13 protein-coding genes and 1 pseudogene (1 of these 14 only partly in view) are annotated in these 15,432 nt (G+C 32.4%); 6 read left to right on the top strand and 8 right to left on the bottom strand.

Annotated elements, in window-relative coordinates:
* Window positions 1–4 precede the first annotated feature (4 nt).
* Window positions 5–2,317: a M4 family metallopeptidase gene (locus IPN31_02990; protein MBK8680866.1), complete on the top strand. Its 2,313-nt coding sequence runs from the start codon at window positions 5–7 to the stop codon at window positions 2,315–2,317.
* A 278-nt stretch (window positions 2,318–2,595) separates the two neighbouring features.
* On the opposite strand, the gene IPN31_02985 is transcribed toward IPN31_02990, so the two are convergent.
* Both IPN31_02985 and IPN31_02980 read right to left on the bottom strand, forming a co-directional pair.
* Window positions 2,596–3,477: a flavin reductase family protein gene (locus IPN31_02985; protein MBK8680865.1), complete on the bottom strand. Its 882-nt coding sequence runs from the start codon at window positions 3,475–3,477 to the stop codon at window positions 2,596–2,598.
* Window positions 3,478–3,495: 18 nt separating this feature from the next.
* Window positions 3,496–4,531 (bottom strand): annotated as a pseudogene (locus IPN31_02980) (fumarylacetoacetate hydrolase family protein).
* Window positions 4,532–4,602: 71 nt separating this feature from the next.
* On the opposite strand from IPN31_02980, the gene IPN31_02975 reads away from it, so the two are divergent.
* The 5 genes from IPN31_02975 to IPN31_02955 all read left to right on the top strand — a co-directional run bounded on the left by IPN31_02975 (window position 4,603) and on the right by IPN31_02955 (window position 10,532).
* Window positions 4,603–5,085 (top strand): DUF456 domain-containing protein, encoded by a 483-nt coding sequence (locus IPN31_02975; protein ID MBK8680864.1) that lies wholly within the window; start codon window positions 4,603–4,605, stop codon window positions 5,083–5,085.
* Window positions 5,086–5,394: 309 nt separating this feature from the next.
* The gene (locus IPN31_02970) at window positions 5,395–6,312 is read left to right on the top strand and encodes a hypothetical protein (GenBank protein MBK8680863.1); all 918 of its coding nucleotides are present in this window, start codon (window positions 5,395–5,397) and stop codon (window positions 6,310–6,312) included.
* A gap of 6 nt (window positions 6,313–6,318) precedes the next feature.
* The gene (locus IPN31_02965; GenBank protein ID MBK8680862.1) at window positions 6,319–7,752 is read left to right on the top strand and encodes a T9SS type A sorting domain-containing protein; all 1,434 of its coding nucleotides are present in this window, start codon (window positions 6,319–6,321) and stop codon (window positions 7,750–7,752) included.
* A gap of 420 nt (window positions 7,753–8,172) precedes the next feature.
* On the top strand, window positions 8,173–9,090 hold the full coding sequence (locus IPN31_02960) for a hypothetical protein (GenBank protein MBK8680861.1): 918 nt from the start codon (window positions 8,173–8,175) through the stop codon (window positions 9,088–9,090).
* A gap of 8 nt (window positions 9,091–9,098) precedes the next feature.
* The gene (locus tag IPN31_02955) at window positions 9,099–10,532 is read left to right on the top strand and encodes a T9SS type A sorting domain-containing protein (protein ID MBK8680860.1); all 1,434 of its coding nucleotides are present in this window, start codon (window positions 9,099–9,101) and stop codon (window positions 10,530–10,532) included.
* A gap of 6 nt (window positions 10,533–10,538) precedes the next feature.
* Here the strand turns inward: IPN31_02955 and IPN31_02950 are convergent, their stop codons facing one another.
* The 6 genes from IPN31_02950 to IPN31_02925 form a co-directional block, all read right to left on the bottom strand.
* The gene (locus tag IPN31_02950; protein ID MBK8680859.1) at window positions 10,539–10,892 is read right to left on the bottom strand and encodes a hypothetical protein; all 354 of its coding nucleotides are present in this window, start codon (window positions 10,890–10,892) and stop codon (window positions 10,539–10,541) included.
* A gap of 13 nt (window positions 10,893–10,905) precedes the next feature.
* Entirely contained in the window at window positions 10,906–11,682 is a 777-nt protein-coding gene (locus IPN31_02945; GenBank protein MBK8680858.1) for a TIGR02757 family protein, read from the bottom strand.
* Complete coding sequence (locus IPN31_02940; GenBank protein ID MBK8680857.1) at window positions 11,679–12,452, bottom strand: PrsW family intramembrane metalloprotease; 774 nt, start codon at window positions 12,450–12,452, stop codon at window positions 11,679–11,681. Before IPN31_02940 ends, IPN31_02945 begins: the two co-directional genes overlap by 4 nt.
* A gap of 9 nt (window positions 12,453–12,461) precedes the next feature.
* A complete protein-coding gene (locus IPN31_02935; GenBank protein ID MBK8680856.1) occupies window positions 12,462–13,601 on the bottom strand; it encodes a cystathionine gamma-synthase in 1,140 nt (379 codons plus the stop codon).
* Between the two features lie 10 nt (window positions 13,602–13,611).
* Entirely contained in the window at window positions 13,612–14,856 is a 1,245-nt protein-coding gene (locus IPN31_02930) for a DUF1015 domain-containing protein (protein MBK8680855.1), read from the bottom strand.
* Between the two features lie 107 nt (window positions 14,857–14,963).
* Window positions 14,964–15,432: the 3' portion of a 3-phosphoglycerate dehydrogenase gene (locus IPN31_02925; GenBank protein MBK8680854.1), read on the bottom strand. It continues 452 nt past the right edge of the window; the window shows 469 of its 921 coding nt (coding positions 453–921); its start codon lies beyond the right edge, outside the window — the gene reads right to left on this strand; the stop codon is at window positions 14,964–14,966.

Below are 15,432 nucleotides of genomic sequence, written 5' to 3'. Positions count from 1 at the left end.
AATTATGAAAACGTTATATCTATTTATAGCTCTATCTATGATATTGGATTCAGCTATAACAAATGCCCAGCAACAACAATTTATTCCGGACAATAAATATGAATCCATTGTAAAACCGGGAAGTAAATTTGGCTGGATTGAATTTAAGAAAGGCACTCCATATAAAGGAGATAATATTTTTAATCAGGCTCCCGATTTATTGAATATGAGTGGTGATGATGCTTTGAGTATTTTTAAAACAAATACAGACCTTGCAGGAAATAAACATTATAAATATGCGCAATATTATAAAGGGATAAGAGTGGAAGGTGTGGAACAATATGCACATGAACGCAATGGTGAATTGCATTTAATAAATGGTGATTTTGTAGAAGGATTAAATATGGATATAAATCCTTTAATTACTCCTGAGCAATCTGTGAAAACAACACTTGCTGCTTTCCCTGCTAAAAAGTATATGTGGCAAGATTCTATTGCAGAAGCAAATTTTAAATTGAAAAAAAATGATCCGGACGCAACATTGTATCCAACACCGGAATTATTAATCGTAAAAAGAAATGCAAGAGAAGAATCCATTGCGAATAATTATACACTTGCATATCGGATGTATGTGTTTGCAAAAATTCCGCAGATTGCAAAGTATGTTTACATAGATGCGGTTACAGGAGAATTAATCAGAACAAGAGAATTGGAATATAATTGTAATTCTACATCTTATGAAACTACTTACAATGGAACAAGAACTGTTTATACAGATTTCAGAACAGAAGAATGTGATATCTCAGGTGATGATGTCACGAAATACTTTTCCATTAATGATTGCAATGCTGGAACAGAAATCAGAAGTTATTATTCGGCAAGTTATGATGCATTTGATTATGGAGAAGATTATTTAAAATGCAGTGATGATAATATATGGTACACCAGTGGTTCCACCAAAATGGTGATGACTTCTTTATGGGCAGTTGCACAAGCATTTAAATATTTTGATGTAACGTATGGTCATGAAAGTTTTGATGGCTCATCGGGATTAATAGATATATTTAATAATAAAACCTATTTTACGGATGATGATGATGAGCCTTATTGTGGTAATGCAAACTATACAAACATTATCGACAACTTGAGTTTTGGTGCAGGTAGTGATTGTGAAACCGGTACATTGGATGATTATAATCCGCTTGATATTGTAGGGCATGAATACACACATGGAATAGTGGAATATGCGCATTTCGATGCGTTGGATTATTCAGAAGAATCAGGTGCATTAAATGAATCCTTTGCAGATATTTTTGGTGAGATGGTGGAACATTATATTGAAGGTGGAGAAATGACTTGGTTGCATGGTGAAGACATGACCACCGGACCCAATCGTTCTTTTATTAATCCGAATGATGTAAATGATCCTGATACCTATTTTGGATCCTATTGGGCATCATTAGATGGGGATGATAATGGTGGTGTGCATACAAATAGTTCTGTACAAAATCACATGTTTTATTTATTGAGTGAAGGTGGTTCAGGTACGAACGATAATGGTATAGAATATTATGTGGATGGTATCGGGTGGAATGCTGCAAGATGTATTGCATGGCAAGCAATGATGGAATATTTAGATGGAAGTGATGGGTATATTATAGCACGCAATGCATGGATACAATCGGCAATAGATTTATATGGAAGTTGCTCGCAAGAAGTAATTTCTGTTGGTCAGGCATGGCAGGCCGTTGGTGTTACCGAATTTACCGCATTCGACAGAGCAAGTATTTGTGGATCATTTGTAAGTATTGGTTATGCAGATGCTACCTATGGTATTGAAAATTCAACTTTGGTTTTTGATGACTTCTTATTGGATTGTACAACTACAATTTATACAACCGCTTCTGTAACTTTTGAATCCGGTTATTATATCCAATTAAATCCTGGATTTACTGCGCTAAGTGGCGCTACTCTTACAGCATGGATTGACCCATGTGAAGTAAGTGATTATGATCCGGATGAAGTGCGCTTGGCTGATACTGAAAATTATTCTGAAGAAGAGTTTTCTCCATCAATAAATACTCGCTTTAATTTATATCCATCACCTGCGGATAACTATATAACTATTGATTTGTATTTAGAAAATCCAACGGATGTGGTGATTTCAATTTTTGATATTGCAGGAAATAAAGTGAGTGAGAAATTATATCAAAGCACAATCATTAATGGGAACTCTAGCATTGCTTCCGATACAAAGCAGTTGAGTAATGGAATGTATATCGCAGTGGTACAAATGGATGGAATTTCTTGGCAGGAAAAATTTATTGTTCAACATTAAAAAGTGTTTTGGATGAATTTACAACTACAAAATATCTTCTATACTATTTGTGAAATTACAAGCTGTATAGTTGGTACATTATCAGCGAATCAGAAACTAAATACAACTAATCATCAAGTAGATTTGGTTGTGCAATCGTTAGCTAATGGAGTAAGTGAATTAAATGTATTCTGTGATAATGGAATGATTTGTTGTAAATAATAAATTATTAGAATTCGGTTGTTAAATACCGGGTTTGAATATTGCCTGCATGCGGATGATCATGCAGGCTTTTTTTATTATAGCTTTTGGTAATGCGCTAATAGCAAACAAACAGCTTCCTCTACTTTATTTTCATGCAACAATTGTTTTGCTGCTATATGAATTGCAGTTTCATCTTTGTTAAGATTAGCAATTAATTCTTTATGCGATTCTAAGAAATGTTTTATTGCTGTTTCATCAGGCAACGCAGGCAATGTTCCTAATTGACCAATATTATTTCCTGTAAGTACTTTGCTCAATCGTATTGATTCAGGTAACGCATCCACACCAATATGATTAGCATCTTTTGGTTGTGTTAATTCAAAAATACTCTCAGGAATAACCCGATTATAAAAACTGCCACCCATACGTGCTACATAATCCATTTTATAGGGATCAATTTTTCCTTCTTCATCCAAAACGGCATCATCAATATGCATTAAAATAATTTCGCAGATAACAATATTTCCCGCAGCTCCTTCCGTTCCTGTTTTAATTACATCCCGCATTTTACATTCAAACTGCACATAACTTTCTTTTACACGAAATGGCTTTATTAATTCAGATGGAATTGGTGTAAGTCCGGATTTAATAAATTCATTTACACCTTTTGCAAATGGTGCACTTGCCAAACTCATTTGCCGAACCATTTTCCAATTCACAATATTGATAACTACTTCTTTTGTTTGTAAAATATTATCTAGAGTTCCTTTTGTTGTTTTATCTCTTCCACTTAAAGCAGGAGAAAAAACAGCAATAGGTGGATTGCTTCCCATCAAGTTAAAAAAGCTAAAAGGAGCAAGATTTGGATTGCCATCTTTATCCATTGTACTTGCAAAAGCAATTGGTCGTGGTGATATTGCACCTAATAAATATTGATGACGTTTTGGTACCGGAATTTCTAAAGGAACTATGCGCATAAATTGTTTTTGTTGTAATTATAAAGCGGGTAATAATTTTGCCCGCACTTCTCCAAAACCTATTCGTAAAGATTTTTTTTCGCACCAGCCTTTCATAATTACCGTATCATTATCATTTATAAATTTTCTCTCCGTATCATCACTTAATCTCATGGGTTTTGTTCCCCGCCATGTAAGTTCTAACATCGAACCATATCCATATTGATCGGGTGCGGAAATAGTGCCGCTACCATACACATCACCTGCTTTAATATTACATCCATTAATAGTCTGATGTGCTAATTGCTGCTCCATATTCCAATACAAATATTTGAAATTACTTGTACAAACCGTTGTTGGAATTTTATTTTCAGGAATAATATCTACTTGCAATTTTATATCAATATTTTTTGCGCCTTTAAATTGTAAGTAAGGTAACACTTCAGGATTTTGTTGCTGACCTGCAATACGAAATGGTTCTAATGCATCAAGTGTAACTACCCAGGGGGACATACTGCTTGCGAAATTTTTTCCTAAAAAGGGTCCTAAGGGAACATATTCCCAACGTTGAATATCTCTTGCACTCCAATCATTAAATAATACCATTCCGAAAATATAATCATCGGCTTCTTCGGTTGTAATATGTTGACCTAATTGTTTGCCTTCGAAAGTGATAAAAGCCATTTCCAATTCAAAATCCAATTGCTTGCTTTCGCTAAAAATCGGAGTAACATTATCGGTATCTAATAGTTGTCCTTTCGGTCTGAAAATTATCGTTTTCAGAAAGTAATTCTGCAATTTTATTTCTGATTGCACTTGTTTTTTTCTTACCTAATAAAATAAAATCATTCAGAAAATAATTTTCTAATATGGAATCAGTTAAATCGAATTCTTGTAAGAGATTAGCTTTATTCAGTTCATATAAATCCAACACATATTTTCCAATTGCAACACCCACTCTTGGATGTTTGCCATTGTTTTTAAAAATGCCGAATGGTAAATTTTGAATTGGAAAATCGCTGTTTGCTTCTATGGGTATCCACGATTTTAATGTGAGATCATTTGTTTTTGTCATTAGAATTATTATTGGTTTAGCGTCGCTAAGTTAAAATATAATAATTTGACGCTTTGTAACAAAAAGTGCGTATGGATATAGTATTGCTGATACTCGGAATTGTTTGTATGCTGATAGGTGTAATAGGAAGTGTGTTGCCAATTCTTCCCGGTTTGCCTGTAGCTTATCTTGGATTTATTTTATTGCATCTATCGAAGTATGGTGATTTCAGCAATTGGTTTTTAATTATCTGGGCAGCTATTGTTATCGTAATGGTAGTTGTAGATTATTTTATTCCGAAATTGGGAACAAAGAAATTTGGTGGTACAAAGTATGGACAAAGTGGTGCATTGATTGGAACCATTGCAGGCATTTTTATTTTCCCGCCATTTGGTTTAATTCTCGGTCCATTTGCAGGTGCATATTTCGGTGAACTATTACATGATTATAAAGACACAAATAAAGCAATGCGCAGTGCATGGGGTTCTTTTATTGGATTTATTACAGGCACTGTTTTGAAATTAATAATTGTATTGGTAATGTGTTTTTATTTTGTGAGAGAATGGATAGGGTAGATTTATAAATCGGAATATTTAACACAATATAATTACCATTAGAAATAATATAGGCAGAAAAAAAGTTTTTATCTATTAGCCTTTTAGTTTGCTTATTAATTCAATATGTTTTCAACATTATTTAATTGTTTTTGAATTTATTATTTGAAAAATTCAGTTGGATATTAAAATTAATTTTATTAAATTTGCTTACATTCATAAATCTTTACATTCATTATAATGAACACCAAACACCAAACACCAAACACCAAATTAGTCTGGTTTAACTCAATTTTATCAAGTAAACTTTTTATAATATTTTTATTTGTTTTGAGTTTAGCTTCCTGTACCAAAGAAATTATAGAGAAAACTGCAATAGAAGAAAATTTTGAATTGGATCAATTAATTCAACGAGCAAAATCCTTATCTTCTATTCACGATAACCCCACAACTTTTCGTTTAGAATCCGGTGAAGACTTAAATATTGAATCTACAAATCAATTATTAGAAGCTACTTTAAATTATGATTTTTATAGTGAGGATTTTGAATTTGAATTTTTGATTTCCGATTCATTTGAAATTAATATTCATAAAGAAGAGTCGGACTTGATAGCTTTTGCAAATTATGTTGAATCGTACACAGATCTTTTTGATTTTATCAACTCAAAAATTTCTGATTCTTCCCAATTTGTTATTTGTGATTTATCATTAAAGGAAATAGGGGTAGAAAACATATCAATATCTGCAAAATTAATTACCGCCTATCCCTCTCCGGTTTCTTCAGGAAAATCAACCGGCGTATGTGATTTTACAGAGTTTGATTATTGGTATCCTTTATTTGATGATGGTAAATGCGATTGGAGTCCAGGTGATTTTGCCGGCTTAAAAGATGGTAGTGATAGGATCGAACAGAAATTACCGTGTGGCTATGCAAGTCCAACATGCGGCAGTGGATATAGAAAATTTTATTATAATGTTACTTGGACTTACGAGGGATTTCTGTCAGGATCTAATCCACCAAATGATGTATTTTCCTTTTTTGATACTGATTGCCTTTCACCTGAGGATTTAACGGAAGTCAGGGATGCAGCATTATATTGGGCTAATTATTATTTACCTACTGGGAAAGTAATAAAGTCAATTGACATAGATTTTGATTTAATACCTTCAGGTGGTTCAGATATTACATATAATTATTTGGCATTTATTTATTATGCAAATTACGATTGTATAGCCATTACAGAATAGAAAACTATGAACACGAGATTATTAGTAATAGCAGTCATTTCTTTTTTCTATGTTAAGGCATATAACCAGAGTTTCCCTTTAGTTATTGCCACTGAATATGAGGATGAAAGTAGCGTAATAATGAGTGCTAACGATTCATCATTTTATATAATTAGAAGGGAATCCATCGGATTAGAAAGTGATTTTTATTTGACACAATTCAATTTGTATGGAGAAATTCTGAATAATGTAGAAGTTATTCAAGATCCGACTTGTCGCCTTGATGCAATTTATTCATTTACTCGGGATCAATCAGGCAATTATTATGCGTATGGAATGTGTAAGGAAATAGATGATTTGAGTGAGTCTCAAACATTTGTGTTAAAGTATAGTTCTGATTTTGAGTTTATGCAGAGCTATACTATCGGGAGGCCGGATATTTCTGAATATGTTCGTGATCTGTATTTCGTAAATAATACATTTTTTCTTGCAGGCTTTTCAACAAATGCATCAGGAGATTTTTTGTATAAGTTAGACACAAATTTTAATATTATTGATGAGTTGATAATTGATACGGTCGCTGTTTTTGGACCATCGAAATTAGCCATGGATTTTGATGGCAATGAGTTAATTATGTTTATGTACACAAAGAAGGCGTATTATATTGATACATCTACATTAATGATTAATTCTACTTTTTTTATAGAAGATGTTAATGCCTATTCTTTGCGAGAGGTTATGCCTTTAACGGAATCTGAAAGATTTGTAATGCCATATTTAGTACCACCCGGAGTACCGTTTGGTAACAAGGATTTAACAATTCAATTCAGAGATAAGGATTTAAATCTAATAAATGAATCGTTAATTTCAAATGATACAATGAGTATTATTCAAGCTCAGAACACTTTGAATTATTTGGATGATAATATCTGGCTATGTTTTACGACTTATCGGGAAACTATCGAAATTTTTAGTGAAGAAATAAATCATCCTATTGGGGTAATGAAATTTAGTCCCGATGGTGAAATATTGCATGAAGGATATATTGATGGGAATGCAAATTTTATTGCGTATGCAGCGCTGGCATTAGCCGATGGTGGTGCTATCATTCTAACTAGTCGTTATGACTGGACTAACCCGGAAACTGATCGTGATATTTATATCTTCCGGGTAGATGCAGATGGTGATTTAATTCTTGATATGGAAAATTCTCCTATTCAGCAATTTGATTTTTTAGTGTATCCAAATCCTGTAAGTGATTATTTGATTATTAAAAGCCAGTTAATTCAATCTGCATTTGTTGAAATCTATAATATGAATGGGCAATTAGTAAATAGAAATGAAAAATTATCTACTGAATTGAAAATAGATTTATCATCACTTTCATCTGGAATATATACATATCGAATTTTTACAGAGAAAGGATTGATGCAGTCAGGTAAGTTTGTAAAGAATAATTAGGAATACATATCTTTAGAGACGTAAATAATTAGCACTTAATCAGTTCTTCATCAACGTTTCCAAAATATTTTGTAATTGTGTTTTTATTTTGTGAGAGAATGGATAGGGTAGATTTATAAATCGGAATATTTAACACAATATAATTACCATTAGAAATAATATAGGCAGAAAAAAAGTTTTTATCTATTAGCCTTTTAGTTTGCTTATTAATTCAATATGTTTTCAACATTATTTAATTGTTTTTGAATTTATTATTTGAAAAATTCAGTTGGATATTAAAATTAATTTTATTAAATTTGCTTACATTCATAAATCTTTACATTCATTATAATGAACACCAAACACCAAACACCAAACACCAAATTAGTCTGGTTTAACTCAATTTTATCAAGTAAACTTTTTATAATATTTTTATTTGTTTTGAGTTTAGCTTCCTGTACCAAAGAAATTATAGAGAAAACTGCAATAGAAGAAAATTTTGAATTGGATCAATTAATTCAACGAGCAAAATCCTTATCTTCTATTCACGATAACCCCACAACTTTTCGTTTAGAATCCGGTGAAGATTTAAATGTTGAATCTACAAATCAATTATTAGAAGCCACCTTAAATTATGATTTTTATAGTGAGGAGTTTGAATTTGAATTTTTGATTTCCGATTCATTTGAAATTAGTATCAATAAAGTAGAGTCGGACTTGATAGCTTTTGAAAATTATGTTGAATCGTACACAGATCTTTTTGATTTTATCAACTCAAAAATTTCAGATACTTCATTATTTGTTATTTGTGATTTATCTGTAAAGGAAATAGGAGTAGAAAATATTTCAATATCTGCTAAATTAATTACCGCCTATCCTTCTCCGATTTCTACAGAAAGATCAACTGGTGCATGTGATTTTAATGAATTTGATTATTGGTATCCTATGAATGATGATGGCAAATGTGATTATAGTCCAGGGGATTTTGATGGATTGAAGGATGGTAGTGATAGGATCGAACAGAAATTGCCATGTGGGTATTCCAGCCCTACTTGCAATAGCGGTTACACAAAGTTTTATTATAATGTTTCATACGTTTGGGATAATCGCTTGTCCGGATCGACTCCACCAAATGATTTATTTTACTATTATGATACAGATTGCCTTACTCCCTCAGATTTAACTGAAGTGAGGGATGCATCACTATATTGGGCTAATTATTATTTACCAACCGGTAAAGTAATAAAAGCAATGGACATTGATTATGATTTCTTGGTTGACTATGGTTCAGATACACATTGGAATTATATTATTATTATCTACTATGCAAATTACGAATGTATAGCAATTATTGAATAAAAAACTATATGAACAAATTATTTTTACTAGCAATTATTATTTCAATTAATTCTATCCACACATTTGGTCAGAGTTGGCCACTCATTATTGGAGATGAATGTGTAGATGAAAGTGCAGCCCTTGCGCAGTATAATGATTCTACATATATAATAATCCGTACTGAAGATTGTGGTGATCAATCCAAATATTATATTTCTCATTTTAATTTAAATGGAGAAGTTTTGAGTGATGAAGAAATTATTGTAGATCCACAATATATGTTAAAAGGCTTCTTCTCAATTATTCAGGATGATTTAGGTAATTATTATGCTTATGGTAATTGTGAAGACACATATAATTTTAATGAGAATCAAACTTATGTGTTGAAATACAATAGTGATTTTGAGTATATTCAAAGTTATGTAGCAGGGAGACCTGATATTTCTGAATATGTTCGTGATTTGTATTTCGTAAATAATACTTTTTTTCTTGCAGGATTTTCAGAAAATACAATCGACGACTTTTTATATAAATTAAATACGGATTTTGAAATAACAGAAGAGTTATTAATTGATACTGTTACTGGATTTGGACCTTCAAAACTATCTATGGATTTTGATGGTAATGAATTGATCATGTTTATGTACACCAAGAAGGCTTATTATATTGACACTGCTGCTATGCTGATAAATTCTACTCATGTAATTGAAGATGTAATTGCTATCTCACTTAGAGAAGTTCTACCATTGCCGGAATCAGAAAGGTATGTATTGCCTTTTCTAAATCAGCTTGGTACAGAGGGTGATACTTATACTGATTTGATTATTCAATTCAGAGATAAAAATCTGAGTCTTTTAAGTGAATCATTTATCACCATTGATACAATGGGTATCATACAAGCTAAAAATACATTGAATAGTTATGGTGATAATATATGGTTAAGTTATTCAACCTATAGAGAAGCTATCGCTATTTTTTATGAAGAAATAAATCATCCGATTGGTGTAATGAAGTTTAATTCGGATGGTGATATCCTTTATGAAGGATATATTGATGGCGGTGCAAATTTTGTTGTTTATGCTACGCTTGCATTACAAGATGGTGGTGCCCTTATTCTAACCACTCGTTATGATTGGAATACACCGGAAAACAAACGTGATATTTATATTTTCCGGGTAGATGCAGATGGTGATTTAATTCTTGATGTGGATGATTCTCCTATACAGCAATTTGATTTTTTAGTTTATCCGAATCCGGTCAGTGATTATCTGATTATTAAAAGTCAGTTAATTCAATTTGCATTTGTTGAAATCTATAATATGAATGGACAATTAGTAAATAGAAGTGAAAAATTATCTACTGAATTGAAAATAGATTTATCACAACTTTCCGCCGGAATTTATACGTATAGAATTTTTACAGATAAAGGAGTGATGCAGACAGGTAAGTTTGTAAAGAATTAGGAAAAGCTATAACAGTAATAAATCATCTGTTTCATCAGATTTGTTTTTAAACTCCGATTTATATTTTTCTTTTTGTTTTTCTCTGTCAATTATCATTTGAGCAATAATTGATGGAGCATCTACGGGACTGTTTTCTTTCAATACTCTTTTGAGTTTTGCTTCGTCCACATCAATGCGGTATAATATCCAAAGCAGTTTTTCAAAATTGGTATCTATCAGAAATATTATTATTTGAGTTAGTGCATGTAAAGCTTGTTCTTCAGTAATTATTTCAGCAATTTTATTTTCATCAGTTTCAATATCTGTCTGCTGAGAAATATGCTGTATAACCTTTTGAAATATGTTTGTATTCGTTTCCATTTTCAAAAACAAATTATTGCATTTTTTCCGTTACACCCAATCCGAATAAAGCAAAATCATATTTCACAGGATCCTTTGCATCCATTTCTTTTAGTCTGTCTGTTAATTCTAAAGCAGTTTGCCAGTCTGTTTGTTTACGTGTAATTAATCCTATATTCCTTGCCACACGATCCACATGTAAATCCAGAGGACAAATAAGTTGTGAGGGTTTAATTTTTTTCCAAACACCAAAGTCAACACCAGTATTATCATTGCGCACCATCCATCGCAGGAACATATTTAAGCGTTTGCAAGAGCTTTTACTTGCAGGTGAACTCACATGTTTTTTGGTGCGATGCGGTAAATCGGGTAAGCTGAAAAATGTTTGATTAAAATGCATCAGCATCTTTTCTGTATTTAATTCTTTCATATAATTTTTGCAGAGAAATGCATCTTCCAAACTGTGATGTTGCTGATAATAATTTTTGAAAAAATGAATAAAATACAATGTATCGGTTGCATTAAAAGTGCGGTGCTTAAATTCTAAAAATCTTTTCAAATCAGTTTCCTGATGATTCAAAATAAAATCATGCGGCGCACCATCCATAAGTGCAATTAATTCTTTTGCTTTATTGATGATAGTAACACGTTGTCCCCATGCAAGCATAGCAGTCCAGAATCCCATAATTTCAATATCTTGTAATTTCTGAAATTGGTGGGGAATACTTATCGGATCATTAATTATAAAATCCGAATTATTATATAGCAAAACTTTAGAATCTAAAAATTCTTTTAATGCATCACTTGTCAACCTTTGGGTTTGAATGGTGATTCATAAGAAGTCGTAATTACTTCTTCAGTTTCTGCCGCTATATTTTCTTCATTGAAAGGTGATTTGGTATTATGCATTTTTATTGCACGCATTGAATACCGGATTCCAAGTATTAATGATATCGCTGCACCGATATAAAGTCCTACATGTAGATTTTGAAATAAGAAGAAATCATAAAAACCATGTAGTACAGTCGCTAATAATAACCCTTGCAATAAATAACCTTTTTCATTTGTTTTACTGAATTTTGCAAGGCCAACATAGTATCCCATAATTGCAGCAAATGTGGCATGTGCGGGAATAGCTGTTAAAGCTCTTAACCCGGCAGTACTCCATGCGGAACCCAATGTATCGGAATCAAAAACATATAATAAATTTTCAACAGTAGCGAAACCCATTCCTACCATTACGGCATAAATAATTCCATCGAATGGTTCGTTGAAAGATCTTTTTTTGTAAGAATAATAGCGCAGAAAAATAAATTTGGATAATTCTTCACTAAATGCAATTACAACAAATGTGTAAATGGCAACAGAGATAATAGAACTGCCACCACTTCCGGGAATAATTCCCGGTAAAATAGATTCTAAAATTATTGCAGGAACTACACTGAAACATCCCCATAAAAAACTGACCAGCAAAATTCCGAAGGGTTCACGCTCATGTTTATCCTTTGCATAAAAATAAATCATGATGGCAATTGCAGGTCCGATTGCCATTGCAATTAGCGCTAATGTTTGTGTGTCCATAATATAAAGTTACCGCAATGCTTGTTGTAAATCTGCAATTAAATCTTCTACATCTTCCACCCCAACACTTAATCGTATTAAAGAATCAACTAAACCGGTTTTCATTCTTTCTTCTTTTGGAATAGAAGCATGCGTCATACTTGCGGGATGCCCAATCAATGATTCAACTCCACCCAGTGATTCTGCTAATGCAAATAAATGTGTAGATGATAAAATGCGTTTTGCTTCATCGAAATTATCACCCTTTAAACTAAAAGAAACCATACCACCAAAACCACGCATTTGTTTTTTTGCAATTGCATGATTTGCATGATTTTCAAATCCCGGCCAATACACTTTTTCAATCTTTGGATGTGTAACTAAATAGCGTGCAATTTTTTCTGCATTCTCACAACTGCGCTGCACTCGAAGATGTAATGTTTTAATTCCTCTCAATAATAAAAAACAATCTTGCGGACCGGGAACAGCACCATTTGCATTCTGAATAAAATACAATTGATCTGCAAGTGATTTATCTTTTACAATAACAGCTCCACTAACCACATCACTATGTCCACCGATATATTTTGTAGCGGAATGCATTACGATATCTGCACCAAAGTCAAGTGGATTTTGCAAATAAGGAGATGCAAAAGTATTGTCCACACAAACTAATAAATTATGCTTTTTCGCCAATGCACAAACTGCTTCTATATCCACAATATTTAACATTGGATTAGTTGGTGTTTCTACCCAAAGCATTTTTGTTTTTGAATTTATTTTCTGTTCAATATTTTCAACTTTCATCATATCAACAAAGTGAAATCCCAAACCAAAACGTGCATATACTTTTGTGAATGCACGATAAGTGCCGCCATATAAATCGTTGGTAGAAATTAATTCATCACCTTGACTTAGCAATTTTATAATTGCATCTGTCGCCGCAAGTCCACTGGAAAAAGAAATTCCGAAATTGCCGTTTTCCAATGCCGCAAGATTTTTCTGCAATGCATCTCTTGTTGGATTTTGTGTGCGGGCATATTCATAACCTTTATGATCACCCGGTGCATTTTGTACGTAAGTAGATGTTTGGAAAATTGGTGTCATTATCGCACCGGTAGAAGGGTCAGGATCTACACCTGCATGTATCGCTTTTGTTGCAAATTTCATTATGTTATTTTTAAAAGGAATGTACTACTAATCCACTGCGTAATTTGGGTTCAAACCATGTTGATTTTGGTGGCATCACATTTCCTGAGTCAGCAATATTTATGAGTTGTTGAATTGAAACAGGATAGAGTGCAATTGCAATTTGCATTTCGCCACTATCCACTCTTTTTTGTAATTCACCAAGACCACGAATTCCACCAACAAAATCAATTCTTGTATCAGTGCGCTGATCTTTAATTCCTAAAAGCGGATCAAGAAAATGATTTGATAAAATAGTTACGTCCAATACATCAATTGGATCATTATCATTATAAGTATTTGACTTTGCAGAAAGTTTATACCAATGCCCACCGAGATACATGCTGAACTCATGCAACTTAGCAGGCTTATAAATTTCTTTGCCAATAAGGGTTACATCAAAATTTTCTTTTACAAGATTTAATAGTTGTTCCGGTGAATGATTATTTAAATCTTTTACAACACGATTATAATCCATAATCATCAACTGACTTGCAGGAAAAATCACACTAAGAAAAAAATTATATTCTTCATTACCTGTATGATTTGGATTTTCAGAAGCCATGCGTTTGCCTACTTTAGCAGAACCTGCACTGCGATGATGTCCATCAGCGATATATGTAAAAGGAATTTGTTCTTGAAAAATAGTAGCAATCTTTTCAATTGTTTCTGCATTATCAATTACCCAAAAAGTATGTTGAATTCCATCTTCAGCATTAAAATCATAAACAGGATTTTTGCTTACTACACCATTCATCATTTCATCTAATTCTGCAACATCGGGATAGGTTAAAAAAACCGGTTCAGGTTGACATTGCAATTCATACATATGACGAATACGATCATTTTCTTTTTCAGGTCTTGTGTATTCGTGTTTTTTTATTACATCATTAAAATAATCTTCAATGCTACTGTTTGCAACCAGACCAATTTGTGCATGTCCATTCATGATTTGACGATATGCATACATGCATGGATTTTTATCTTGAAGAAACGTTCCATCACTTTTTAAACGATTCCAGTTTTCAACTGCTTTTGCATAAACTTTATCGTCGTAATGATCAATAGATGAATCAAGATCAATTTCAGGTTTGCATACATGTAAAAATGTTTTATCATTTCCTTTTGCCTCTTCTTTTGCTTCTTCGCTGCTTAAAACATCATAAGGTCTGGAAGCAACTTGTGTTGCAAATTCAGGTTTTGGTCTGTAGCCTTTGAAAGGTTTTATAGTTGCCATTAATTTTTTTTGTAAAGGTAAGAAATCGATTTTCACTAAAAATAAGATAATAAAAAAACGTCCGATTAAATCGGACGCTTTAATTTGTTTTTGAAATTTTATTTCAATCAGTTTACTTTAAAAGTAAGGTCACCCTTATCAAAAAAGTTTATGATTTGTCGTGCAGCTGCAATACCTGCATTTGCATTTGCTTCCTCAGTTTGAGCTCCTGCTTTTTTCACTGGATAAAAACATCTATCTGCAAATTTTTCTTTAAAAACAGATTCATTTTTAGGTGTGAAATCACTTACAAATGAAATGTCGTTTCTTTCTTCCATAATTTTAATTATATCAGCTTCGTTTATCACATCCAATCTTGCGGTATTAATTAAAATACTATTCTTGGGCAAAAGTTTTAATAGATCATAATTAATAGAGCCCTTGGTTTGCGGTGTTGATGGTACATGCAATGAAACAAAGTTGCATGAACTGAAAATCTCGGCCGCCGTTCCGATAGGTGTAACATTTTCTTGAATCATTGAGGATGGATTAGGATTTACATCATAAGCATATACTTCCATCCCGAAACCTTTTGCA

The organism is Bacteroidota bacterium, from assembly GCA_016715425.1.
Lineage (GTDB): Bacteria > Bacteroidota > Bacteroidia > Chitinophagales > BACL12 > JADKAC01.
Note: the sequence above shows the minus strand (reverse complement) of the source record. Positions and strands in the feature narration are given on the sequence as shown.